A 25,476-nucleotide genomic window follows, 5' to 3' on the forward strand; every position below is an offset into this window, starting at 1 on the left:
GACCCAGCATCTTGAGCAGTTCGGCTTTGCGCTCAGAGGAATAGTACGGCACAACGGCTCTCTTTCCGCCCCCGGGGTCTGGTTTCAGGTAAATCTGGCGAGGCGACAACTATCCTGACACCGGGGGTCACCTTTATATTTGGCGTGCTCAGGGAAAATTTTTATCCAAATGTCATCAATTTTAGGTGAAATGCCAAGCTCATTTATTCGATATTGATTGCTTTTGCTTAAGGATTCAGGCTGGAGATTTTTCCATTGTTGCCAAAATTCCCTGTTATTCCTGATGCCGCCATTTGAGGTTTTCGTGCCGCTAGTGAATGTTCGTGTGTCTATTGAGAATTTTGGATCCGGTCGTCCTGGCGTCCGTGGGTCAAACCTAGTCTGATATGGGTTGTCGCCTCTTGATGGCTTTTTGTTTGCCCCGAGGCACCCGCTTAGTCCTAGAGGATCAAGCCAGCCAGTAGGGTTGGGGGAGTATTGATAGAGGTTCAATCCGCCCACTAACCCAATCGGATCCTGCTGGGTAAATCGCCCCACATCCGGATCAAAAAACCTGAATGTGTTGTAATGCAGCCCGGTTTCACGGTCAAGATATTGGCCTTGAAAACGCAGGTTCTGCTCGCGTCCCACCTTGCGAGCATGCCACTCGTCTCGCATCTTGCCCTCGGCCTGGTGTTCGCTGCACCACACTGTCTTGCCGTCAGTGTCGGTCAGCTGTTCCGGCAGGCCAGCCAGGTTGGTGTGGAAGCAGGCGAACGCCTCACTGCCCGGCTTGCCATCAAGGCGGGCCAAGGGTTCGTAGCTGCTCGGGTCGGCATACACATACAAGCTAGCCAACCCACTCTGCACTTCTTGAAGCAAGCGCAACCCTTGCCAGTGAAACAGCACCCGCCGACGCGGCTCTGGATAGTCCCTCTGATAAACCTCCTTGCTAATCCGCCTCCCCAGCGGGTCATAGGCAAACACCACCCGCTCACGCTCGCCACTGCGGTACTGCTCCACGCAAACCAGCCGCTGCTCGGCGTCGTACTCGAAATACTGCACCCAATTGCTGCCGATCCGCTTCTCGCACAGCCGCCCAAAGCGGTCGTAGCGGTAGCGCTTGTCCTGATACACCAACACCCGGTTGTGCTTGATCAGGCCATTGAGCTTGGGGCCGTCGAACAGATTGCCGGCTTTGTCGTACTTGTAATCCTCGACCTGCGTGGCTTGCCAGTTGGGGCGTGACTGCTGGACGGTTTGCAGTTGCTCGTTGAGGTCGTAGCCGTAACGGTTGTGTCCCGAATAAGTCTTGCCCGTGTGGGGTAGGTCATGAAAGCGGCCGATGATCTGTTCGAGATGCGCGTTTTCGTCATTGGCCGCGTTGGTCATCCCTCGGCGCTGGGTTTGGGTCAGTACCTCGGCAACCAGGTTGTCGCTGGCATCGTAGCGATAGGCCTTGTCCAGCAGCGGCAGCACTTCAGCAGGGGCATCGCGGTAGTGAATAGCCTTTCCGGCCAGGCGACCGCTGGTGTCGTAGCGCGTGCGGGTGACCAGTTTGCCTTGGGTGCGCAGGACCTCGTCGTGCACCGCATCACGCTCGAAATCGCTGATCACCCGGCCATTCAGGTTGATCTGGTGCAGGTGACCGCTGCCGTAGTACAGGTGGTTGAGTTCGCGTTGGTCGGGCAGGACCAGGGTCTGCAGATTGCCCAGTTCGTCGTAGCGGTACTGCAGCAAGCCAGCGCTGTTGGTTTCGCTGAGCAGTTGCCCGTTGGCGTCGTAGGTGTAGTCGAGTTGCTGCTTCTTGCCTTGATTGTCTGTGAAGGTGATGGACAGCAGATTGTCGGCCGCGTCGTAGCGGTAGTCGGTGGTGCCATCTTCGGTGCGCTTGCTGACAAGCCGGCCGATGGCGTCCCGCTCGAAGTCGTGGCGGATGGCAGTCGTCCGTGTCGGCGGGGCGTTGTCGGACAGGGGCGGCTGCTCGTCAGGCGAGGGCACATGGGTAAGACGAATGACCTCATCCAGCACGTTGTAGGCATAGAGGCGGCCACTGCCATCCAGGTCTTTTTGTGCCACCAGCCGGTCCAGTTCGTCCCAGCCGAAGCGGTATGACTCGTCATTCTCGTTGGTGAGTTGCAGTAGCCGACCATAGGCGTCGTAGCGGAACTTCACGCGGTAGCCCATGGCGTCCGTGCGTTCGACCAGCCGGCCGCTGGGGTCGTAGCGAAATTGCAGGGTTTTCTGTGCAGGGTCGATATAGCGCGTCAGTTGACCAGCGACATCAATTTCATAACGATCAATGCGACCGTCCGGTCGTTCGCTTTCGACCAGATAACCACGTGCGTCGTAGCGGAAGTGGGTGTGTTCACCCCGGGCATTGATGCTTTCGCGCAAGCGGCCTTGGGCGTCGTAGTGATACAGCGTCTGGGCATTGCTGCAGTCGCGGTAGCTGAGCAACTGACCGCACGTGTTCCAGCTCAGGTACTTGCTCTTTTCGAGGGCATCGGTGATCTGGGTAACACGGCCTTCCGGGTCGTATTGGTACTGTGTCTCGCGCCCCAGCGGGTCTTGCTGCCAGAGCAGATTGCCGTGGCTGTCGTAGCCGTATTGCCGAGTTCGCCCGGCTGTATCGGTGACTTGGACGGGCAGTGCCCAATGTCGCAGGTATTTGATGTGTTCGCGGCGGCCGAGGGGATCGCGGGTTTCGATCAGGCGGCCGATATCGTCGTAGCTGTAGCGCCATTCACCCCCTTGCGGGTCGATGCGCTTGATCAGCTGTCCGGCGATAACTTCCGCCAGCCAGCAGTTGCCCTGAGGGTCGATGTGCTTATAGACCTCGTACAGTGGCCCCCAGTAGTAGTGATCACTGCGGCCGAGGTTGTCCGTGACGAGGGTTTCACCGGCTTCCAGGTTGTACTCGAACCGGTACTCTTCACCATCGCTGCCCCAGTGACGAATCACCCGCCACTCGTGATCGGGATGGGGCTCCAGCAGTGGAGGCAAGCGGTAGGGTGTACCGTCTAGGCGCTTGGGGGCAGGGCGCTTTTCAGGAATGGCGAAGCGGGCCCATTCGTATTCGCGGACAGCACCGCTAACCAGTTGATGGCTATTGAGATAGCCCTCGGGGGTGTAAGTGAAGCGGCGGACTCGTTGACCCGTCGCATCCAATACCTCATGCAGTTGCCCGTTGTCGGTGTAGCGATAGCTGACCAGCAGTTCGCTGTGTTCTACCGTCGGTGTTCCACCGTTTTTCAGGAACACCCGTGATACCTCACTGACACGCTGGGGATGCCTGGCGGCATAGTGAAGCTGCACGACCGTTTGGCCGTACTTGTCATAGAGGGCTTTCAGGCGTCCTTGTTCGTCGTACAGCAGGTCGAGGCAATTGAGATTGCGGTCGCCGAGCCTGATTAGCCGTGAGCGTTTGGGATTAACCGGGTCGGTATCGAAGACCCGATAAAGCCCTTCATGGATATCTTCGACAACGGTCTGGCCGTCCCCCAGCTGGAAGAAGGCCAAGCCGTCCACGGCACTGACGAAGGCATCACCGGCACTGAGGCGGCCTAGTTCCAGTCGGTTACCGTCGTTGTCGATGTAGATCCACAGCGTACCGCCTTGAGGATGTGGGACGCGGGCCAGCTCAACTTCATAAGGGACACTCCAACCCATCCCCAGTAGACCGTCGCTGCGCATGTCCCTGCTGTCGTAGCGCCGTGCCCATTGGATGCCCAGCAAGCCTGGGAGATTGAAGTCGATGTCCTCCGGACCCTCCTGCAGCTTGCTCCCTGTGGCAACAGCAACCGGGTTGCCTAATGTGCACCCTTTGATGCGGCCAAACCTTCGGGAGATAAGCATCCCCGCAATAATCCCGGTAAACATCGCAATCTTGCTCTTGCCGTTGCGAATGTCCCGGACCGTCGCCGTACCGCCACCAATGCGCACATTGGGCGATACGTTTTCATTCACATCAATCGTGGCATCGCAGGTGGTCTTGTCACCTGAACGCGCTGCGGGTTGGCCATTGATGAATACCTTGTCCGAGCCTTGCGCAATGAAGGTGTCGGGCAGGGGCGGGTGGCGCGAACAGCTGATCTTGTCTCCTTTCGCGGGCTCCGAGCCTGGGTCGGCCGGTGTGGTCACGGGCGGGTTGAAGATGTCACGTATGGCCATCCCCAGCCCCACGAACGGGACGAGATAAGGCACCGCAGCCATGGCCATGGAACCGACGTTCTCCAGGATGGACGGTTCCTCTTGTTCAGTATCGGCTGCGCCGCCTCCAGGTGGGCCAGTGATGCCGGCCGCGCGCGCAGCGGGCTCACTGTTAATGAGCACATTGGTTGACCCGCTCGCGATTTTTCCGTACGGATCGGGCGAGTCCACACTGTTGCCAAGGCTGTCGCAAAAGCTGGAGATGGCATCGCCGACAGTCTGGTCTTCGCCGACGGAAAGGGTGCTCATTGTGCCGACTGCCACACCCGCGACAGCGGCGATGGCGACGCCAGCCGCACCGCCAGTGGCTACGGTGCCAACCACGGCCAAGCTGATGGCTGCGGCGACGGCCGCGGTGGCCGCTGCATAGATAACGGCCTCGGCAACTGCGCTGATCATTTCAGCGGCAAGCGATGGATGAAGAATTGCGTCGCCCATTCGGGCGGCGTGAACGGTCTGCGCCATTGGCGGTAAGCTCCTAGCAATCCGAAAGTCCTTGTCCTGGGGCGTGGAGAGGCTCAGGCAAATCGGAGCTCGTCTTTAAGCGCGCGCCAGTGGCTGATATCGTCGTCACTCAAAGGCCCAGGCTTGCTGTAGTTGAGCACCAGCATCCGTTGCTGCCCCGGTATCAGGCAGGCCGCCTGAAGCTGGTAGTGGGGCTTGTCGCCGACCATGAACTGGATGGCCATTTCCCGACTGTCAACGGGATGCTCATTGCTTCCAAGGCGGGTCACTTTCGCGGGCGTAATGGTCAGCGCCTTTGACTTCTTCCGTAATATGTTCAGTTGCTCCTCCAAGGCCTCATCCAGGGTCTTGGTGTTTGCAACAGGGCTGCGAGCGATCACCAACGTGGTTTGTCTGTTGGGGAAGCGCAGCATGTTCAGCGTCAAGTCCTCGGGGGCTTCATCACCCAGATCGAGAATTACATCGTGCGTCAGGTATTGGGTCATCTCGGGTAGTCCTTTTCGAGTTCAGTGCAGGGTGGCTGTGCGAGCGCTAGTCGAAATGCCCATCCACGTCAGCCTTGAGTGAGTCGCTGTCGCGCCCGTTCGCGCCCGCGCCCGCCGAACCACCCGTTGGGTTGAGGTCGAGCTTTGCCGCCAGGGTGTTGATCTGCCCGGTCTGCTGTGCGGTGAAGTTGAAGGTCTCGCAGGTGATGTTCAGCGTGCCATTGGCATGCATTTCGATAAGGGTCTTGCCGCACTTGAGGCGTAGCGTGTTGCCCGCTTCGACTTCGTAGTCGCCTGCGATGAGGTCGTTCTTGCCACCCCCCACTTTCAAGGTGTCGTTGGCCTTGACGACGCGCAGACGATTGCGGCCAATGGCGACCGATTCGTCCTGGCCAATCTGTTGGGTGCGATCGACGCCCACAGAGAGGGACTGGTTGTGATTGACCAAAGTGTTCTGATCTCTCTGGGCATGGATGAACACTTCCTCCTTGCCCAGTTCATCCTCGAAACGCAGCTCGTTGAAACCTTCCCCCTTGTGGGTCTGGCTCTTGATGGTCATGCGTGTTTTGTGGTCGGGCAGATCGTAAGGCGGCAGTTGGTCACCGCAGTAAGTGCGCCCGGTGATCATCGGCTGGTCGGGGTCGCCGTTGACGTAATGGATGATCACGTCCTGGCCGATCCGGGGGATGGCCATCGAGCCCCAGCTGCCACCCGCCCAGCCTTGAGACACCCGCAGCCAGCACGAACTGAACTCGTTGTTCTGGCTTTCGCGGTCCCAGGGGAAACTGACTTTTACCCGGCCCCATTCATCGCAGTAGATTTCCTCGCCAGGCGGGCCGACGACGGTTGCCATGTGCGGCCCGTCGATTCGCGGTTTTTCCAATGGCGCAGGGCGCCATTCGATCCGACCGGGGACCAGCACTGCGGTCTGCTCGTAGCGCGTGCTTACATCGACGTCGGCGGCTTCTTCCTGCAGGCTGGTGAACTGGTGGCCTTTATGGGTAACCGTGTTCACCCGCCAATGCGCATTGAGGTCGTCACGTGGGTGACCGGTCAGGGTGAAACTGAGCCCCGGTTGCAGGCGCACGTCATCGCCCTGGACCTCGGCAATACGCACATCATGGCGCAGCGCTGTGATACGGTTTTCAGTGAAGGGCTTGCCCACGGCATCGCGTTTATAGCGGCCGGGGTAATCGAAGTATTCGTACTCTTTGCTCTGGTGCTCCAGGAAGGGCCCGGCGGCTCTGTGCTCCTGGCGGTAGGCCGGGTTGGTGAAGGTGTGGTCGCGCTGCACCTGGCGAGCGGTGCGTACCTGCTCGCTGTAGCGCAAGCGGCGAAGGCAGGGTATGGCTTGATCGCCACCGCTGTTGGCTTGGTACAGCACGCTGTCAGGGCCTACAGGCTCGTCGTCATCGCCGAAATCCTCGTCGTCATGGTCGGCCTTGACGGCGCCATGGCTGATCAGCCCGAGTGATTGCAGCCGATCGGTGATGATCAGCTTGTGCAGCTTTTCAGTGTGCGCGAAGCGGTAGACGAAGCCTTCTTCAGCAGCCAGGCGGGCGATGAACGCCAAGTCCGTCTCACCGGCCTGAACGCAGAATTCGCGCACCTGATGGTCCATGCTGGCGCGTAGTTCGTACTGGTCGATGCCCTGGCGCTTGAGCATCAGCTCGAGAATTTGCGGAACGGTCTTGTGCTGGAAGATGCGCCAGTTCGAGCGCAGGTTGGCGCGGGCCAGTTGCGGTTCGACCAAGGCGTGATAGTAAGTGCGGTAGAAGCCGCTCTCGCCCTGGCTGAAGCTGCTGACAAGGCCGTGCACGTACCGTACCGGGCGTTCCCCGTCCAGGATGGTGAAGAGCACGGGTTTGTCGAGCAAATGGCCGAAGTTGATGTCGTTTTCGAAGCTGATCAGTTTCAGCTCCAGTTCAAAGGGTGCGCTGATGCCCTCGCGGAGTTCGAACGACACCACCTCGAATTCAGCTTTGCCAACGAGTGCCTCAAAGCTGTAGCGCAAATCAGATTGGCTAGGCATAAAAGATCCTTGTCCGCCGTCTGAATCAACACAAAGCCCGGGCGGGCATGGCCTGCCCGGGGCATTTGCACAGGTCAGGCGGCAGGTGCGCGCCAGTCGTCAGAGCCTTCGGTATTGGCTACATCGTGAGCCCACGTGATCTTTCGATACGCCAGCGATACTTCAACCAGTTGGGTGTAGTTTTCATTGTCTTTGTCGAGTGCGTGGGGAAGCACGGTATTGATGCTGACGATGGTGGCGTCTTCGAGCGTGGTGGTGAAAAAATGCTCTTGTTTGCCTTCCGACGAGGTGCGATACCAGCTGACCTCAACCGTTGGCAGCATTTCGCCGGTGGCAAGTGCCTGATACATCAGGGGGGTAGCTTTGTTCAGTGAACTGGTGAATATGAAAGGCTTATGCACGCGCTGGCCACTCGGTTGACCGCTCTGGGGGTCAGTGGGCGTAGTCACCTCATGCTTGATTTCCTGAACCAGAATCTGATCTTCATGGCCTTGTTGGAACACGTTGCCGACGGAGTCAGCGGTGAAGGCGCCAGCGGTGATGTTGCCTTGGGTCTGGCCTACGATCTTGATGTAAGCGGGTGTTGGCATGGCAGTTACTCCTGCGTCCATGTGGGTAAAGCACGCGCACCACGGGTGGCGTGGCCATCGGGAGCGATGGGCTTGTCAGCGAGGCAAAAACCTCGCGAATTCGTTGAACTCAGTGGTGCTGTGTCACGGTTGGCTATTGCTGCAAAATGCCGTTCAGCGACTCCAGCACCTCGGTTGTGATCAGGTGCAGGCGGTAGCTGTAGATCCCGTAGGCCACCGCCATGGCGATGGCGGAGATGACCAACGGGCTCCACCACGGCCATATCCGGCTCATGCGGAAGTTCTTTGGGGCGACGTTGGTGTAGGGGTCGCAGACCTCTTCTGGCGTAGGGCCGCGCAGCTCACGGATGATCCCGTGGAGCTGGTGGATCAGGGCGTTAAGTGACTCTTCGCCCTTGGGGGCGATGGCGTACTTGCCCTTCAAGCCCAGGCACAGGGCGAAGTACATGAACTCCAGCACGTCCTGATAGCGCTTGGGCTCCTGCATCAGGCGGGAAAGCACGGTGAAGAATTTTTCCCCGCCCCAGGTCTCGTCGTGGAAGATGCTGAGCAGCGGCTCGTGGCTCCAGCAACTGCTTTTGCCCCAGGGCCGATCCATCACCGCTTCATCGATGTACAGGCACAGGCCGTAGGAGTACGCCAGCAACTGAGCGGGCTCATAGCCGTGCTGGCGTATTTCTTCCCGGATGCTGTCGATCTGAATACGTACTTGCTGATGCACATCTTTGATGTTGGGCAGTTCATCAAGCGTGCGCAGGCGCATGACCAGCCCGAACAAGGGCGCTGCGGCATCCAGCATGAGATTGGCGCAGCCACCCCTGAGCTGAAACTCCGGATCCGCGGGGTAGCCCTGATATGCAGGTTCCGGCTTCTGCTCCTGTGCAGATGCAGTGGAAGCTGCAGGTGCGGGTGCGTCGTTGGGCAGCGACTTCTCAAGCATCGAGTGCAAATCCGTATCCGCAACGTGCTGCGCGTCGTTGAGGGTAGGGTTACTGTTTTCCATATCATTCACCCCTGATCGCCCAGAACTGCAGTTCAAGCCCTGGGAACTCACCTGCAACGTGGAAGCCGAAGCCGTTGGCCGTCTTCATGCAGGCCCAGGCGGGGTCACGGCGGTCCAGTTCGAAGTAGCTGAAGCCCGCATGGAAGGGCAGGTCGCGTGGTGCGACAGGCAGGGGCAGCAGCGGGATGCCCGGCAGTTGCAACGGCACCAGGTCATTCAAGGATTCGAGTGAGGTGACCTTGGCTTTCTGTATGAACATCTGGCGCAACGTCTGCGGCGGCAGGTTGGCGCGCACGGCGACGATGAAATCGGCTTCGTCGATCAGGCGTCGGTCTTCAAGCGTGGTTGTCATCACGCCAAAGTCCAGGGTTTCCAGCGGCAGTGACACGGCGCGGGGTTGCAGGACCGTGCTCAGGGCTCGACGGAGCGTGTCTTCCAGGGGCTTGAACGAGGTACGCAGTGCGGTGTGGTGGTAGGCCGGGTATTCCTGCGGCAGCCGGTTCTCGTCGGTGAAAGTGACGAATTCGCCACACGCCTGGCTCATGGACAGGTACAACTGCTCTGGATGCGTTTGTCCTTGCCTGGCCAGGTGGTTGAAGCACGGCCACCAGCGGTTCATGGCCTGCAGCAGGTTGAAGTCGCGGATGTCGGCGATACCCGACTGGCCCGAAGCGCCAATGCGGGCGGCAAGATTGCGCGCACGCTCGCGCAGGGTGTTGGTGATTTCTTCAAGGAAACGCTGAAGGGCCGGCACTGCCCGCACCGAAACGCTGGTGGGGTAGAACGTTTCATCCAATTGCAGGCTACCGTCGGGGCGCCGTTCCAGGATACGAGCCACGGCCAGGCGGGTGTAGGCACTGCTGTCATCGGCTTTACGCTTGAGCTGCAGGTTGGGCATGGCCAGGTCGACCTGCACCAGGTCACCGTCGGCGCTGTGGGTATCCTTGATCTCCTCTGCCTGAGCGTTGTAGCGGAAGTTGGCGGCATTGTCGGGCCAGCTCACTTCACGGCCGCCCTCGGTCCGCAGCGGCAAGCACAGGAATATCTCGCTGTCTTTCGAACCGTCGTCCTCGATTTCCAGGGGTGGCGGCGGAGGCAGATCGGCGGGAATATCGAACACCGTGCCATCGGGCATGATGCCGCGCGCCTTGGTGATGGCGACCTTGCCCAGGCTCAGGTATTCGGTGCTCAGCTGCAGTTCGCTGAAGCCGTAGAAGGCCGCGTTCAGGCTGCCAAGGCGCTGATGCAAGGCCGCTTCACTGGCCCGCGCAGCTTGTTGGAAATGTTGTGGTTTGACGAACAGGCCTTCGGGCCACAGCACGGGGTTACGTGAACTCATGAGCGCTCCGTGTCAGCGTGAGTAAGGGGGATAGGGTGCAGAGACGCTGTCATTCCTCCTCCTTGAGCAGAATCTGCGCGTCATTGACCAGCACTGAGAGAATGATCTGGTGGCCGCGTGGCGGAATCCGCAACACGTGCTGCCAGGTCGCGTTTTGCTGGTTTCTGTAGTCGCCGATCACCGCGACGAAGCGGGTCTCGGGCTCGATGGGCTGAAACGGTATGAACTTGAACTGGCCTGGGTTCAGCAGGTAATCGTCATCGCGGATGTAGGTACTGCGCAGTGCCTTGGCGGGGTCATCGTCCAGCAGTTGGTACACGCTGTTGCGCAGCAGCGAGTCATCGCGCAGTTGCAGGATCTTGATGGCAATCGGTGTGGCGACAGGCCCGCTGGCTTCGGCCTTGCTGCCCGGCAGCGTGAGCACCACTGTGGGGTCGTCATAGCTGCCGGGCGAGCTTTCTTCCATCGGGGAGCGAGCCCATTCGCTTTGGTCCTCTTCGCCGGTTTCCATGGGGGACATGGCGGGGAATTGCGCTTGCAGGTATTCGAACAGGGCCCCGACTTTGTCGGACAGTGCGTGCGGATCGCCGGCGCTCAAGGTGACTGCGTAGGGGCTGGGTTCCAGGATGCTCTCGGGGATGGCCGCCACGTCGACACTGTTCGGGTTGCCGTTGAGCGTTGGGCTGACGTTGATGCTGAACGCGACTTGGGTTGGGTCGTCCTTGGGCGGCCCGATCGGTAACGAGTGGTCCAGCACCACCTTGGTGGCTCTGCTCAAGGACGTGCAACCTGACAGCCCGACCAGCACGATCAGCAAAGGCGCCATCAAGAAGGCCAGGCGGCTCATGGGCGTTCTCCCGCCGCCAGATGTTGCAGCGGGTCCGCGGTTGATGGCGCCGCGTCAGCCAGCGCATCGAGCGCCGCCATGGGGTCTTTGATCACCCAATCGGCCCCGTCACTGCCGATGGTGCCGCCCGTGCGATCGAACCGATGACGCAGGGTGACGGTGTGCTGCACCTGGTCGAGATTGATGATGCACAACGTCAATGTACTCATGAGCGCCCCCGGAAGCGGACAACGGGACTGATCTGGCCAGCGTGGTCATCGACAAAGCTGGTCCAGCCCAGGTAGGCGCCTTGGCTGCGGTGCAGGCAGAACGGCGACAGTGCGTTTTGTTTCAGGCGCAGCTCCAGGTCATACGCCAGGCCATCGCGCAGCAGAAAATCAATCAAGGCGCGCAAGCGACCGAAGTTGATGCCGCTGGGCAGCAAGTCATGCAGCTGCGCCTGGTCGAGTTCGCTGATGACGATGGTGAACTTGCTGCTGCGGGTGCGGGTGCGGCTGCCGACCATGAACGTGCTGCCAAGCTCGCCGTTGCTGCGCCCGAGGCTTACAAGCTGTTTGCTGTTGGTGGTGACCGAGCGCGTCTCGAATTCGCGGATCTGCACGTGCGTCAGATCGAAGCAGTGGGCGATGATGCCGGCGACGGTACCCGGTGCGCGGCTGCGGCTGGCGATAACCCCGGCAAAGCTGAGCAGGCGGCTCCAGGGCAGTGTCGTGTCGCCGCGCAGCTGTTTGTCGTTCAGCCCGAGCAGGGCAAACATGTACTGGGAGAACCCGTCGCGCGCACCGGGTTGAAAACGGATGTAATAGCGGTACTTGCGCCAGATTCGGTGCAGCAGGCTGAGCAGGTAGTGGTTGAAGAAGTCGAAGAAGGCCGGCCGCACGCCGACACCCTGGGCATGTTCATAAGCCACTTGCTCCAGGTAATAGGTGGGCAAGGGCGAGTCGGTACCGTGCAGCCCCATGAACGTGGTGCACACGCGATAGCGCTCATACTCCCCAGGCATACGCTCGGCCTTGTACACATCAGCGACGGGAAAGGTCAGGCGCGGGTCGCAGGCCAGCCGTACGCGCAGCCGGGTGGCCTCATCCGCCCAACGCGGTTCCAGGTCGTCGCCGTGCAGGCCATGCAACCGCTCCAGCAACTGGAAGAAGTTGTACTGGTGCGCGTTGGCGAGCAGCTTGTCGGCTAGATCAGCGGTTGCTTGCCGGTCTGGATGGGCCATGTGTAGTGCTCGTTGTTGGTGGTGTTGATCACTTCCAGTTGATGGAAGGAATTGATGCTGGCGTACAGGGCGAAGAAGTGCGCGAGCACGCAGCCGAACAGGTAGAGGTCGCCTTCGCAGAGGAAGGCGGTCTGGTCCAGTTTCAGCCGGGTGTGCAGGCCGCGAATGGGTTGCCCCTTGATCAGCCAGTCCATGGGCTGTGTGTGGATCTCGCGAATACCGTCGAGGCGTTTGTGGGTAGTGCGCGCTTGCTGGATGTCGTGCAACGCCGCGAAGTCGTAGGTGCGAATAACCGCCTTGAGCGGCTCGACCGACAGCAGCGACAGGTAGTTGAGCGACATGTTGGAGATCAACGCCCACTGCAACTGGCCATCCAGCACGGGCCGGTAGGGGCGGGTGGGGGCGCAGATGTTGGTATAGGTCGCCAGGGGCGGCGTGACTTCGGTGAGGACGTTGATGTCATCCACGCCCAGCGCCAGCGGCAAGTCCCTGTTGGTGCAGGTCAGGTCGATGGATGCAGTTTCAAGCTCGCCTATATAGTTGTTGGCATCGGCGCGCACGAAGGCGATGCGGTGGGTCACGCCATCGCCGCGCAGGGACTCTTCGAGTTGGTAGCGGTAGTAGAGCGCCGTGCGGCCTTGGGCATGCTCGATTTCGTGGGCGAACGATTCGAAAGGGCGAAAAGTCCGCAGGTGCTCCCCGGTGCTTCCGTCAGTGGTCGTTCGGGTGCTGATGACTTCGTCGACACTGAAGATTTCGTAAGCGGACTGCGCCTCGCTTCTGGGCTTCAGCTCTACCTGGGCAGCCTCGCTGGCCAGGTCGATGGGCTCGGCACTGTGCTTGAACAGGTTGACCGCCGGGGTGCAGAACAGGCTGAAATCTTCTGAGCCAACGCGCAGGGGTTCTGGCAGTTGGCGCGTGAAATGCAACTCGATGCCCACCTGCTGGCAGGCTTGTGCCGGCCATAGCTTTTCCAGGCCGGTAATGCTGAAGAAGTGGAAGCGCTTCGGGAACACGAAGTATTCCTGCAGAATCCGGTAGCCATCGAACACGTTTTGCGGGTAGGGCAGCAAGGCCTCCTCAGGGCTGAAACCCGGGAACGCGATGCTGTTGGCCGGTAGCCGGCGCACCTCGCCGTTCATGATCACGCTGACGTGTTTGAGGTATTGAGAGATCCATAGATAAAGCGTCAGAGCGGTGCGGTTGTCGCCGCTCAGGTGGAAGTCCAGACGCGTGCAGCCCAACGTATTCAGTGGCCGTTCGACCAAGGTTTGCAGGCCGATGCGAACCACAGAACTGTCGAGTGTCTGGGTTGCGCTGACGGCGCTGATTTCAAATGGATGAAGTCTCACTCCCGTGCAGGTACGAAACTCGCAGGGCACGCCGTCGACGGGTTTCGAGAACAACCTTGCACCTTTGGGAATGTGCTGTGATTGGCTGAGCGATTGTTTGCGTGGCGAGAATCGGATAATCGTGGCGCTGGGCAACGGGCGCAGGTAGTTGGGCCACAGTATCTGCAGCATGGGGTGGGTGAGTTCTGGCAGGTCATCTTCCAGCTTCAGCCGAAGTTTGGCCGTTAGAAACGCAAAGGCTTCCATCAACCGCTCGACATCGGGGTCGCTGCCCGCCTTGCCTAGCAGCCGGGCAAGCTGGGGGTTGTCCTTGGCGAAGTCGTTTCCCAACTCGTGCAGGTAACGCAGTTCTTCGCTGAATCTGTCCTTCAGTGACATGGGTCACCTCACTCGGGTGTAGCGGTTGTGTCCGTTTACCAGCAGCTCCAGCTGCAACTGCTCTGCCTGGTTGTTGACCTGCACCTGGCAGTCGAGCCTGAAATGCAGTTGCAACGGGGCGTGACAATCGGGTACCGCTTTGAGCGCGCGCACGTGGATGCGCGGTTCAAAGCGCTGGAGGGTACGGCGGATATCGGCGCTCACTTGCTGCAGCAGGTCGCCGCTGCTGACGTCATGCCCATTGAAGTCGCGCAGGCCCAGCTCGGGGCTGCTCTGGGAGCAGCCTTGGCGAGCGTTCAGCAACGTTTCGAGGTGGCGCTTGATGGCCGCGAACTTGTGCGAAGCGTTTTCCTGGCGAGACGGCTCCCGGATGGCGGACGGGTCCGCCATCAAGCGATCGAAGAATCCACTCATTGCGTGTCGAGCCGGCCTACCAGGGAAATTTCGAAGTTCGCGCCCATGTACTTGAAGTGCGGGCGCACAGCGAGCGAGACCTGGTACCAGCCCGGATCACCCGCCACGTCCGAGACCTCGACCCTGGCAGCACGCAGCGGCCGACGGCTACGCACATCGGCCGACGGGTTTTCCTGGTCGGCGACGTATTGCTTGATCCATTTGTTGAGTTCGGACTCAAGGTCGCGTCGCTCTTTCCAGCTGCCGATCTGCTCGCGCTGCAACACCTTGATGTAGTGGGCCAGGCGATTGACGATGAACAGGTAGGGCAGTTGGGTGCCGAGCTTGTAGTTGGTCTGTGCCTGCAGGCCTTCGGGTGTCTTGGGGAAGTTTTTCGGCTTCTGCACCGAGTTGGCTGAGAAGAACGCGGCGTTGTCGCTGTCCTTGCGCATGGTCAGGGCGATAAAGCCCTCTTCGGCCAGCTCGAATTCCTTGCGATCGGAAATCAGTACCTCGGTAGGGATCTTGGCCTGCAGCTGGCCCAGCGATTGGTAAAGATGCACCGGCAGGTCTTCGACGGCACCACCCGATTGTGGGCCGATGATGTTGGGGCACCAGCGGTAGCGGGCAAAGCTGTCGTTGATGCAGCTGGCCAACAGGAAGGCTGAGCTGCCCCACAGGTAATTGTCGTGCTGGCCGTTGATGTTCTCATCGTAATTGAAGCTGCTGATCGGCTGGTCCTGGTGATGGTAGGCGGAGCGCAGCATGAAGCGCGGCCCGGTCAGCGCGATGTGGCGGGCATCTTCGCTCTCGCGGAACGCGCGCCACTTGGCATGCCTTGGGCCGGCGAAGATGTCTTTGATTTCCTTCAGATTGGGTAGCGCTTCGAAGCTACTCAGGTTGAAGAACTCTGGGGAGGGTGCCGCAATGAAGGGCGCATGCGACATGGCACCGACCGACGCCATGTAGCTCAACAGCTTGATATCAGGCGAAGAGGGGCCGAAGTTGTAGTTGCCAACCATTGCCGCGACCGGCTCGCCACCGAACTGGCCGTAACCGGCGGTATAGACGTGTTTGTAAATACCACTGCAGGTAATGTCGGCGGCGTTCTCGAAATCATCGAGCAAGTCTTCCTTGCTGACGTGCAAGACTTCGAGCTTGATATTCTCGCGGAAGTCCGTGCGGTCGACCAGAAGTTTGAGGCTGCGCCACGCGGATTCAAGTTGCTGGAACGCGGGTTCATGCAGAATGGCATCCATCTGCTTGCTGAGGACCCGATCCAGCTCGGCAATCATCTGGTCGACGCGGTGTTTGTTGATCAATTGATCTGGGTCATTGTTTTTTAGAATTTCGGCAATGAAGGCGGATACACCCTGCCTGGCCACTTGGTAACCCTCTTGTGTGGGAACCAACTTGGTCTCTGCCATGATCTGGTCGAGCAAGGTGGCATTGCTCAGTGTTTCGGCCTGTGTTTCAACAGTGACAGTTGTGCTTGGCTTTGGCATGGGGACGCTCCGTTGTCTCAGTCTGCTTTTGGCGCTTCAAGCACCAGGTCGAGTTCTTGCGCGAGTTGCTTGCGGGCATGCGCGTCGTTCAGAAGCTGCTGCAGCTGTTTGCGGAAGGTGGGCACGTTGCCCAGCGGGCCTTTCAGGGCGACCAGCGCTTCACGCAGCTGCAGCAGCTTGTTCAGCTCGGGCACCTGGCGTGCGATGCGGTCTGGGCCGAAGTCCTGGATGGACTTGAATTGCAGGTTGACTGCCAGCTCTGCATCCGGAGTAGCGCCAAGCGCGGAGGGCACCGACATGGCCAGGCTCACATCGGCGTCATTCAACACGCTGTTGAAGGTGTGTTTATCGATGCGCATGACATGACGGTCTTCGAGGGAGCGGCTGTCATCGAGGCCGAAGTCGCCCAGCACCATCATCTTGTGCGGCAGCTCTACCTCGGCCTGCTCGTCACCGGTGGCGGGCACATATTTGATGTTGATGCGTTCTTTGGGTGCAACGGAGCCTGAGGGTTTAGTCATGGTTATATATATTTTCCAGTGTGGGTTTTATATGTAGGACGTTTCCTACAAGTAAGGCTTGCGTGTTAAACATGGGATAAACATGATGCCTGGAATTTGGGTTCTGAGTTGCTTAAAAACCATGCGCTTGATAATTGCCGAGCGTCGAGTTCAAATATGTAACAAAATAATTTCTTGAATAACTGTGAGTTTGTGTACTAGCCTTTTTTTGCTGTTGGGGTGGCCGGGTTAATGCTGGTGTATGTGTGCTATTGAGCGGGAGAGTTAAGGTGAGATGATTATTCGTTATGCAGGTGGCGTCGGACTTTCATTACTGTTTTTGTTCATGCCTGCCTTAACCCGCGCATCACAGGACTGCTCACGGATCGTGTCCAATATCGAGCGCCTGGCGTGTTTCGATCAGGCGGCGGGTACGCCGGGATTCACGCCGCACCGACAGTGGTCAGCGCAGGAGCTGGAGGCGCCCACGGTGCGTCGCGTATTGATCCATGAGACGGGGCGGGCGCCCGAGGACTTGAGGTTTCGCCTCCGCTCTGAAGAAGGCGGGCTCATGATCTCTGCACCTGCGATTGCTTCAGTTGCACCGCACCCCTACCTGATCATCAGCTGCGTGCAGAACATCTCGAGGTTGCAACTGGTCACCGCCCAACCCGTCGATGCCAGCCGAGTGCAGGTACGGTTGCTAGGGGAGCGGGGCGCTACTGTACCCACACCGTGGCAAGTGATGGAAAACGGCCAAGTGCTCGACGCCGGCAGAGGCTTGCCGGGTATCGAGCAGATCAGGCAATTGATCGGGGCCCATCGCATTCACGTAGAGAGCGACAACCCTGCCGTTGATGGACTCGTTTTTGACGCTCAGGGGCTGGACCCGCTTATCGACGAGGCTCGCAAGACATGCCGCTGGTAGCTGAGGTCGAGGCGCAAGAAGTCACACGGTTGCTCGCACCCATCGATACCCAGGTGCCGGCGGGACTGTTCGATGTGGAAGACGAAACCTACCAGGCCATTGACCAGGAGATGGTCAAGCTGGGTGGGCTGCAGGAAGCGTCTATCGACTGGGACTACATCGAGGAGGCATCTGCTCAGTACCTGGAGCGACAGTGCAAGCATCTGCGGATCGTCGCGCACTTGAGCGTTGCGTGGCTGCGCAGTGGCTGTTGGGAGCGCTGGGGGTTTACCTTGGCGTTGCTGGGCGGAATGATCGACAACTATTGGGAAACCGCTCATCCAACGCCTGGCCCGAAAGGCTTCCTGACCAAGCGCAAGATCGTTGGCCTGGTGTTCAATCGCTTGATCGATGCGCTGCCGCGCCTTGATCGTTTCACGTACACCGCGGCTCACGCCGCAGCGGCGAAGCGTGCATTGGCCCGTTTGATGTATCAGCAGGAAACTGCCCAGCTTGACCCGGCTGTTCTGGGGGAGCTGGAGCGCCTGTTGCGCAAACACACGGCGCTTGCCAACGGTATTGGCGAGTGCGATGCGCCCAAGGCCCCGGTGGAGAGCCCGCAACCTGCACCGCTGGCTGATGTCATCGCCACGCCAAAACCACGCATGTCGATCGGTAACGAGCGCGAGACGCGCCGAGCCATGTTGAGCATGGCCGAGCTGATCAACCAGCAGGACCCGTACGACCCGACCGGCTATCAACTGCGTCGCTTCGGCCTGTGGGCCCACATTCAGGCCGCACCGCAAACCCGGCAGGGCAGCCGTACAGAGTTGATGGCAGTACCACGGGATATTGCCAGTGACTACGAGGATGCCATCGCCGGCACCGTAATCGACGCGGCGTTGCTCCACCGAGTTGAAAAAAGTGTGACGGCTTCTCCCTTCTGGATTCGCGGCAGCTTTCTTGCCGCAACCGCCGCGTCGCGGCTGGCGATGGGCGAAGTGGCTGAGGCCATCCGTGCGGCGACCGCTCGTTTCGTGCTGCGCATGCCAGCGCTGCAGCAGCTGTGCTTCAGCGACGGTCAGGTGTTTGTCGACGACCAATGCCTGGCCTGGCTCAAAGGGGCAGACGGGCAGTCCGAGCAAGCGGCAGCCTCCCAAGAGTTCTCCAGCCTTCGCGAAGAACTGGTCAGCCAGCTGGAAAGCGGCGGCGTAGAACCGGTGTTGCTAAGGCTGCAGGGGATGCAGGCAGATTTTCGAGCCCCTCGCGAGCGCTGTCATACCACCGTCATCGCAGCTGATCTGTTGGCCGCACGAGGCGTGTCCTGGTTAGCCCAGGACCTGTGCGCCGGGGTCGCGCGAACGATGCAGCAAACCACCGCCAGCGACTGGGAGCCCGAGGTATTCCGGCGGCTTCAACAATACGCGTCCTCCCACGTGCTGGCCGATCGGAACAAGGAGCAGGAGCCTCGATGAATCAACTCTGGAAGTACCTCAAACGTTGGGGCTGGCCGCTGATGACCCGTATCGGTCTGGCAATGCCGCTGCTACTTGGGCTTGGCGCTGTGCTGATGCTGGTTGCCATCTGGTGGCTCGGCCCGCAATGGACGTGGCGCGATCAGCAGCCGTTGGCCAGTGTGGTGCATCGTAGTGTGGCCAGCCTGGTGCTCTTGTTGATGGCGCTGTTGTGCTGGCTGGTCGTGTTGAGAACGCGCTTTCGCCGCTTGCAAGCAGAACGTCAGCAGGCAATGGACGCCGAGGCGGACCCGGCGCTACCGTTCGTTCACGCACAAGAGAAGGGGTTGAGCCAAGCACTCGCACGCTACCTGGACAATGCCGGTGGGCGTCGCGCGCTGTACCGATTGCCGTGGTACCTCGTGCTGGGCGCCAGGCAGGCCGGCAAGAGCAGCTTTGTTGACTGCACCGACCAAAGTTTCTCGTTGACCCGCATCGACAAGGCCCAGGCACGAGGCCGGCCTGCGAAAGCGCTCGCCTACCCCGTGGGATGGTGGATCAGCAATGATGCGGTGATCATCGACCCGCCCGGTGCCTTTATCAGCCAGAACGGTCCCGTAGATTCGCTGAGCAGTGGCTCCACTGACGCTGAGTCCTCGGTACCGCCTGGAACCCAAGCCAACTTGTGGCAGCATCTGCTGGATTGGCTGCAGCGCAATCGAAGCCAGAGAGCCCTCAACGGCCTGGTGCTGGTTGTCGACCTGCCCGCGCTGCTGCACGGTACTGTCGAGCAACGCACGGCACTTGCCCACCTGCTGCGCACACGTCTTTACGAGGTGAGCAGCCAGTTGGGCTCGCGCTTGCCGCTTTATGTCGTGTTGAGCAAATTCGATCTGCTGGACGGCTTCGACCAATTCTACAGCAAGCTTTCGGCCGCCAAGCGCAACAGCCTGTTTGGATTCACGTTCAAGCTGGATGCGGTCGACACCTTCGACGCTTGGCTAGGCGAGTATGGCGAACATTATGATCGGTTGCTGGAGCAGCTGTTCGAGCAGGTGATCGATCAGCTGGACGTGCAGGGTAGCCCTGCGTTGCGTTCACGTCTCTACTCACTGCATAGGCAGTTGCTCGGGTTGCGCCCAATCCTGTTGGGCTTTCTGCGCGAGACCTTGGCAAGTGACCGTTTCACCACCCCGGCGCTGGTGCGCGGTGTGTATTGGTCGTCAGTCGTCCAGCACGGTGACGTGCGCAACGCCTTTGTCCGTGAGGCGGCGCAGCCTTACAAGACCAGCCTCCCCTTGGTTGAGGGCAAGGCGCAGGGCAAGGCGTTGGCCTACTTCATTCAACAGGCCTTTGGACGGGTCATCTACAAAGAGGCCGGCCTTGCCGGCGACAACGTGAGGGTGGCTCGGCGCAAGCGCCAATTGCTGTGGGTGGGTTCTTCTGTAGGCGTTCTGGCCTTCTGCGTCGCCATCGCCAGCTGGCATCGTTACTTCGACATCAATGGCGTCAAGGCCGCCAGCGTGCTGGCCAAGAGTCGGGAGTACAGCCATCACGAAGTGGATCAGCGTCTGGACCCGACCGGGCGCAACTTGCTGGAGCCGCTGGACCAGATCCGCGATGCGGTAGCAGTGTTTGGCGACTACCGCGCTGCGTGGCCGGGTGTTGCTGATCTGGGGCTGTACCAGGGCCGTACCATCGGGCCGACCGTGGATGAGGCGTACCTCAGCTTGTTGTCCAGGCGCTTCTTGCCTGCGTTGGCCAGCGGCGTGATCGAGGCCATGGATGCGGCGCCCCCCGGCAGCGAGCAGCAAATGGCCGCGCTCCGGGTTTACCGTATGCTTGAGGATCGCCGGAACCGCCGAGCGGAATGGGTCGAGGACTGGATGGCGCAACAATGGCAACAGGCCTTCCCCGGCCAGGGGCAGCTGCAACGAGACCTCATGCGGCACCTGAAGTATGCGCTGGCCTACGCGGATACCGACCTGCCGCAGTATCGCCAGCGTGTCAGCCACGTGCAGCAGACATTGCGTAAGGTGCCGTTGCCACAACGCGTGTATGCGGGCCTGAAGCAGCAGGCCCAGGAGCAGTTGCATACCGGTCTGGACCTGCGTCATCAGGTGGGGCCTGCGTTCGATGTCGTTTACCAGCTGTCTTCCGGCTCGAGCCAGGGCGACAATGGTGTTTTGCTGGCGCCAATGCTCACCGCCAAAGGCTTCAAGGAGTACTTTGAACCGCGTAGTCAGCGCTTTACGGAAATGGCCATGATCGACCAGTGGGCACTGGGGGAACGTGCTCAACTGGACTACTCCGATGCCGACCAGGCTGCGCTGAACGAGCGCCTGCGCAACCTGTACAGCGCCGACTACATCGACAGTTGGCGCCGCGCCTTGAACGCATTCTCCGTGGCGGATTTTCGAGACCTGGATCATGGCGTCACGATCCTTGAACAGTTGACCGGGCCAGCGGCGCCGTTGCACCGGTTGCTGGAGACGGTTCGCGACAACAGTTCGCTGTTATCACCGGTTAATGTTGGCGTGGCGGATGAGGCCCCTTCGCCTGTTTCGGTCAACAGCAAGCCTGAGCAACAACAGGCGCTGGTCATTCAGCGGGCGTTTGCAGGCTTGAGCGCCATGTTGCACGCTGCAGGCGAAAAACCGAGCTACTACGATGAAACCCACGCAGCCATAGCCGCCGTCCACGACTATGCCAAGGCGATACAGGGTAGCCCAGACCGAGGCAAGGCTGCGCTGCACGCGGTGCATCAGCGCTTTTCAATGACCGGGCACGACCCCATCGGTACCTTGCAACGCGTCGCCACTGGCTTGCCGGAGCCAATCAATCATCACGTTAGAAAGGTGGCAGATCAAACGGCGCAAGTGCTGAACGTTGAAGCGCTGCGCGAGCTGGAGCGACGGTGGGATGCTGAAGTCTACAGCTTCTTCCAGCAGCGCCTGGCAGAACGCTACCCTTTCGTAGTCAGGGCACCCGACGCTTCGCTGGAAGACTTTGAAGCGTTCTTCGGGCCGAATGGGCGACTGCAGCAGTTCCAGGATCAATACCTGAAGCTTTTCCTCAAGGACAATCTGGAAGCCTTGCAGGATGGTTTGCAGGGGCGATCCCTGATCCGTACCGATGTGATCGAGCAGTTGGAACGGGCCGATCGCATCCGCGAAACGTTCTTTGATCAGCGCGGTAACCTCAGCGTGCAGTTCAGTATCGAGCCGTTGGGGCTTAGTGCAAATCAACGCACCAGCCTGCTGGATCTGGATGGCCAGCTGATTTCCTACACCCACGGCCCAAGCCAGATCACCGGTATTGTCTGGCCCAATACCTTGGGGCAACACGTGCGCAGCAACCTGACCCTGCTCAGGCAGAATGGCAATAGCAGCAGCCTGGAGTATCGGGGGCCTTGGTCGATGTTTCGCCTGCTGAGCCGCGGTGCGCTCAATGGGCGTACGGCAACCAGCGTGGACCTGAGCTTCAAAACAGGTGATGGTGTGATGCGCTACCGGCTGAACGCGGAAAAGGCCTTCAACCCAATTACTCAACAACCGTTCAAAGGTTTTCGGTTGCCCCGAGGGTTGTTGCAACAGCCAGTCAGGGTGGCGTTGGCCGAACAGGCGGATGTGCCTGTCATGTAAGCAGGAGGCGGTGCAAAACGAAGAGCGAGCCCTGGCACTGCATTGCTGTACCCAGGCTATCGAGCAACTGAAGTCAGGCATGGGCAGGGTGCATGCTCAGGGGCAGGGACGTACAGGCATGCTGAAGCGCTGATCAAGCCCAGAACCCAACCAGTACCAACGCCGCCACACCCAGCCCGACCGCAACCGAGCAGCCGCCCAGCGACAGCGCCGCCCGGCCTTGCCGATACCAGCCGTCATGGCCCAATTGCCGTGCCGGCGCCAGCAGGCTGCGCCACCGCAGTTCCGTATCGTGAAACGCCTGCAAGTTCGCCGTATCGGCATCCAGCCAGCGGCGGAAGTCGATACGCTCGCACGCCGTCACCTCCGGGCTCTGCAAACGCACATACCATTGCCCGGCCACGTTCGTCAGCACATCCCGGCGCGAGCGGCCAGCCTTCAGCGCCTGGCCCATGTTGCGCTCGATACTCGCCAGTGGCAGGTCAAGGCGCACAGCGATGCTGGCGAAGTCCAGCTGATCGAGGCGGTTGAGCAGGAATACTTGCTGTACGCGCCTTGGTAGCCGCTTCAGTGCATGCAGCAGGGCGTCGTCGGCATCATGCTCGGCAGCAGGAGTGGGGTGTTCAAGGGGCAGCAGCAGACGGGTCATGGACAGCTCCTTGCTCTATAAAGGGGAGGAGGGGGCATCTTCCGTGATGCGTGATCAGCGTAGATTAAACGAGATTGATTCTCAAGTGCTGATTCCGCAAAGTTTTGTAACGAGCGTTCACGCCCTGAAACACCTTTGCTATCATGCGCGCCATCACGATCTTCATTAGCCTGAAGAGCCAAAAAAAAGACCCGGCAAAAAGCCGGGTCAAAAACCGTGATTAGCCTGATGAGGAGATAATCTGAGAGCGACCTAAGCTTTCAGGTTATCCAGCGGATCTCGCGATCAGCTGAGTGCAATAATAATCGTTATCATTTGGCAGTCAAATGAATTTTCGCTAATTCGGTAAAAAATTTTTACCGATGCGCTCCCTTGTCCCGGCAATCGGGGCATTTGCCGTTACCTGGCTATCACGTTCTCTCCCTTCTTTGTTGTCTGTAAACCCGGTCACTCGGTGCGTTTGTGTTCCAGCAGTGCGCGAGCCATGTCCATCATGTGCATCAACGCGAAGGTCAGTTCGCGCTGGCTGCCGTGCTGGTGTGTAGCGGTTTCCTGGGCGGTGGCCGCAGCGCAGCGCAGCAGGGCGATGGCGTGTTCCTGGGCCTGGTCGCCGGTTACGCCCTCGTGCAGGGTCCAGATTTTGTTGTCCAGGGTAGGCCGTGGCGGGTTGGGGTTGAGGTAGTAGTCGAGCGCGCGGCGTGCGGCTTCGCTGTCGAGATCTGTTTCGTCGTTTTTCGATGGTTTCATGGCAATACCTGCTGATTTCCCTTCAAGCACACTGGAATCACAGAATAGGTCAAGCTGTACTATGTAGTGCCAAATAAATAATTCAGATTGTGTATTGCAGCGGTTAATACAGTCCGTATTGTTGCCGCTCATGGAAAACTGGAACGCATTTCTCAAGCGCTACAAGCGCGAACATAACCTCAGTCAGCTCCAACTGGCCGAGCGCCTGGGCATGACGCAGGGGGGCGTGGGGCATTGGCTGCGTGGCACGCGTCGGCCGACGCTGGAAACCATCAATGAAAAGCTGGAGAAGCTTGGGCTGGTGTTTCTGGAAGCCCAGGTCATGGTGGTCGAGCGCGACATCGTGCGTGAAGCGCAAGGGCTCTATACGGCCGAGCAGCCGGTTTCAGCCGAGGCGCTGCTCTATGCCAGCTTCCGCTTCCCGGTGCTGAGTTGGGCTGACCTGCAGGGGCCATTGCCTGAAACGAGCACGTCCCATGAGCAGACGGACTATATGCCCGCCGGGAATGCGTTCTGGCTGGTGGTGGAAAACGACTCGATGAACGCGGCCAGTGGCAAGAGCGTACCCGAGGGCATGCGCGTGCTGGTGGATACCGGGTTGGAGGCACAGCCCGGCAGGTTGGTCATTGCACGGCAGCCGGGGCGCCCGGCGGTATTGCGGCAGTTGGTCGAAGAGGGTGGAGACAAGATGCTCAGGCCACTGAATACGCGCTATCCGACGGTTTTGTGTGAAGAAGGCTGCGCGTTTCTGGGAGTGGTGGTGCGGGTACATGGGGCCTTCTAGGCTGCCGGGTTGCTGCGAAGCTGTGTCACGCCACAAGGCCGCTATACGTGAGGGGCATGCCAGCCATGAACATGGATAAGTGGATTGCCCTCGTTCGCGACCGGATGGAGGAATTAGGGCTTACCCAAGAGCAGCTTGCCGAGCGCGTAGGCGTGTCGCAAGGCAGTGTAGGACATTGGGTGAACAAGCGGCGCCAACCGAAGCTCGAGTCGATGAACCGCACTTTGGTTGAGATTGGCATGCCCCACTACTGCGTCCGCTTGCAATTGCGTATTCACGGGCAGGCTGATGGCGAACGTTGTGTTTCTGGGGTGGATGACGATGATGACGAACCCGACCTCATGCGATACATCGTTTGCTTCCGTTACCCGGTGCTGGGTTGGAGTGAGTTAGAGGCTGCAACGGCTGTAGAGCCTGCTGTTTTCGAGCAGACTGACTACCTGGCACAGGGCAAGGCGTTCTGGCTAACCGTGGAAAACGATGCCATGAGCGCTGTCAGTGGCCGCAGTGTGCCGCAGGGCATGCGGATGCTGGTGGACCCGGATGTAGAGGCTGAGGCGGGGCGTTTGGTTATCGCTCGTCAGCCGGGCAAGCCGGCAATTTTCCGCGAGCTGGCCGAGGAAGGTGGGCAGCGTTATCTGAAGGCATTGAACAGTAACTACCCGGCGCTGTTGTGCGAAGAGGGTTGCGAATTTCTTGGGGTGGTCGTGCGGGTGCATGGGGCCTTTTGAAAGGGTTTGAGTAGCGGCGGCAACGGTGAACGGCGGGTGGAAGTTGGCCAGCAGGGCCGGCCCTTTCGCGGGTGAGCCCGCTCCTACACGCGGCCTGTGCCCAATCACCAATGTGTGTCCACCCCCGATCGGGTGTAATCGATGGACTCGCCCCCGCCGAGGCATCACAGTGCCACGGTGGTGTTCGAAGAAGCCAACGGCAGCGAGGGCGAGACCATGAAAAAGCATAGTTCGAAACACGATTCCCTGTCTTCCACT

Annotated in this window: 20 protein-coding genes; 5 read left to right on the forward strand and 15 right to left on the reverse strand. The window is 59.8% G+C overall.

Annotated features, from left to right (window positions below):
- Window positions 1–84 precede the first annotated feature (84 nt).
- From ACYCCG_RS24995 to tssB, 13 genes are all read right to left on the reverse strand, one after another.
- Window positions 85–4,656 carry an RHS repeat-associated core domain-containing protein gene (locus ACYCCG_RS24995; RefSeq protein ID WP_459672133.1) on the reverse strand — a complete coding sequence of 1,524 codons (4,572 nt, stop codon included), beginning with the start codon at window positions 4,654–4,656 and terminating at the stop codon, window positions 85–87.
- A gap of 53 nt (window positions 4,657–4,709) precedes the next feature.
- The gene (locus ACYCCG_RS25000; protein ID WP_459672134.1) at window positions 4,710–5,141 is read right to left on the reverse strand and encodes a DcrB-related protein; all 432 of its coding nucleotides are present in this window, start codon (window positions 5,139–5,141) and stop codon (window positions 4,710–4,712) included.
- A 46-nt stretch (window positions 5,142–5,187) separates the two neighbouring features.
- On the reverse strand, window positions 5,188–7,173 hold the full coding sequence (locus tag ACYCCG_RS25005; protein WP_459672136.1) for a type VI secretion system Vgr family protein: 1,986 nt from the start codon (window positions 7,171–7,173) through the stop codon (window positions 5,188–5,190).
- A gap of 74 nt (window positions 7,174–7,247) precedes the next feature.
- On the reverse strand, window positions 7,248–7,763 hold the full coding sequence (locus ACYCCG_RS25010) for an Hcp family type VI secretion system effector (RefSeq protein ID WP_010954872.1): 516 nt from the start codon (window positions 7,761–7,763) through the stop codon (window positions 7,248–7,250).
- 133 nt (window positions 7,764–7,896) lie between these two features.
- A complete protein-coding gene (gene icmH / locus ACYCCG_RS25015; protein WP_252458257.1) occupies window positions 7,897–8,766 on the reverse strand; it encodes a type IVB secretion system protein IcmH/DotU in 870 nt (289 codons plus the stop codon).
- A 1-nt stretch (window position 8,767) separates the two neighbouring features.
- On the reverse strand, window positions 8,768–10,105 hold the full coding sequence (gene tssK, locus ACYCCG_RS25020; protein ID WP_339444649.1) for a type VI secretion system baseplate subunit TssK: 1,338 nt from the start codon (window positions 10,103–10,105) through the stop codon (window positions 8,768–8,770).
- Window positions 10,106–10,154: 49 nt separating this feature from the next.
- Window positions 10,155–10,952 carry a type VI secretion system lipoprotein TssJ gene (gene tssJ, locus ACYCCG_RS25025; protein WP_339444650.1) on the reverse strand — a complete coding sequence of 266 codons (798 nt, stop codon included), beginning with the start codon at window positions 10,950–10,952 and terminating at the stop codon, window positions 10,155–10,157.
- Window positions 10,949–11,161 carry a hypothetical protein gene (locus tag ACYCCG_RS25030; protein WP_209967119.1) on the reverse strand — a complete coding sequence of 71 codons (213 nt, stop codon included), beginning with the start codon at window positions 11,159–11,161 and terminating at the stop codon, window positions 10,949–10,951. The genes tssJ and ACYCCG_RS25030 overlap by 4 nt, the downstream gene beginning before the upstream one ends.
- Entirely contained in the window at window positions 11,158–12,174 is a 1,017-nt protein-coding gene (tssG, locus tag ACYCCG_RS25035; RefSeq protein WP_209967117.1) for a type VI secretion system baseplate subunit TssG, read from the reverse strand. The genes ACYCCG_RS25030 and tssG overlap by 4 nt, the downstream gene beginning before the upstream one ends.
- Window positions 12,138–13,904 carry a type VI secretion system baseplate subunit TssF gene (gene tssF, locus ACYCCG_RS25040; RefSeq protein ID WP_459672138.1) on the reverse strand — a complete coding sequence of 589 codons (1,767 nt, stop codon included), beginning with the start codon at window positions 13,902–13,904 and terminating at the stop codon, window positions 12,138–12,140. Before tssF ends, tssG begins: the two co-directional genes overlap by 37 nt.
- 3 nt (window positions 13,905–13,907) lie before the next feature.
- A complete protein-coding gene (tssE, locus tag ACYCCG_RS25045) occupies window positions 13,908–14,318 on the reverse strand; it encodes a type VI secretion system baseplate subunit TssE (RefSeq protein WP_209967112.1) in 411 nt (136 codons plus the stop codon).
- Window positions 14,315–15,802 (reverse strand): type VI secretion system contractile sheath large subunit, encoded by a 1,488-nt coding sequence (gene tssC / locus ACYCCG_RS25050; RefSeq protein ID WP_459672139.1) that lies wholly within the window; start codon window positions 15,800–15,802, stop codon window positions 14,315–14,317. The genes tssE and tssC overlap by 4 nt, the downstream gene beginning before the upstream one ends.
- A gap of 17 nt (window positions 15,803–15,819) precedes the next feature.
- The gene (gene tssB, locus ACYCCG_RS25055) at window positions 15,820–16,323 is read right to left on the reverse strand and encodes a type VI secretion system contractile sheath small subunit (protein ID WP_459672141.1); all 504 of its coding nucleotides are present in this window, start codon (window positions 16,321–16,323) and stop codon (window positions 15,820–15,822) included.
- A 274-nt stretch (window positions 16,324–16,597) separates the two neighbouring features.
- On the opposite strand from tssB, the gene vasI reads away from it, so the two are divergent.
- The 3 genes from vasI to tssM are packed head-to-tail and all read left to right on the forward strand — an operon-like array spanning window position 16,598 to window position 22,307.
- The gene (gene vasI / locus ACYCCG_RS25060; RefSeq protein WP_209967104.1) at window positions 16,598–17,230 is read left to right on the forward strand and encodes a type VI secretion system-associated protein VasI; all 633 of its coding nucleotides are present in this window, start codon (window positions 16,598–16,600) and stop codon (window positions 17,228–17,230) included.
- On the forward strand, window positions 17,218–18,684 hold the full coding sequence (tssA, locus tag ACYCCG_RS25065; protein ID WP_459672143.1) for a type VI secretion system protein TssA: 1,467 nt from the start codon (window positions 17,218–17,220) through the stop codon (window positions 18,682–18,684). The genes vasI and tssA overlap by 13 nt, the downstream gene beginning before the upstream one ends.
- Entirely contained in the window at window positions 18,681–22,307 is a 3,627-nt protein-coding gene (gene tssM / locus ACYCCG_RS25070) for a type VI secretion system membrane subunit TssM (protein WP_459672145.1), read from the forward strand. The genes tssA and tssM overlap by 4 nt, the downstream gene beginning before the upstream one ends.
- A 133-nt stretch (window positions 22,308–22,440) precedes the next feature.
- On the opposite strand, the gene ACYCCG_RS25075 is transcribed toward tssM, so the two are convergent.
- Window positions 22,441–22,956 carry a DUF4880 domain-containing protein gene (locus tag ACYCCG_RS25075; RefSeq protein WP_339536010.1) on the reverse strand — a complete coding sequence of 172 codons (516 nt, stop codon included), beginning with the start codon at window positions 22,954–22,956 and terminating at the stop codon, window positions 22,441–22,443.
- A 447-nt stretch (window positions 22,957–23,403) separates the two neighbouring features.
- Window positions 23,404–23,703, reverse strand: a complete 300-nt coding sequence (locus tag ACYCCG_RS25080) for a DUF6124 family protein (protein ID WP_209967096.1) — start codon at window positions 23,701–23,703, stop codon at window positions 23,404–23,406.
- A 130-nt stretch (window positions 23,704–23,833) separates the two neighbouring features.
- Between ACYCCG_RS25080 and ACYCCG_RS25085 the strand changes: the two genes are divergently transcribed.
- A complete protein-coding gene (locus ACYCCG_RS25085; protein ID WP_003251326.1) occupies window positions 23,834–24,487 on the forward strand; it encodes a LexA family protein in 654 nt (217 codons plus the stop codon).
- A gap of 65 nt (window positions 24,488–24,552) precedes the next feature.
- Window positions 24,553–25,218: a LexA family transcriptional regulator gene (locus tag ACYCCG_RS25090; RefSeq protein WP_339444653.1), complete on the forward strand. Its 666-nt coding sequence runs from the start codon at window positions 24,553–24,555 to the stop codon at window positions 25,216–25,218.
- The last annotated feature ends 258 nt before the right edge of the window (window positions 25,219–25,476 follow it).

This window comes from Pseudomonas sp. VEM90 (genome assembly GCF_054611535.1).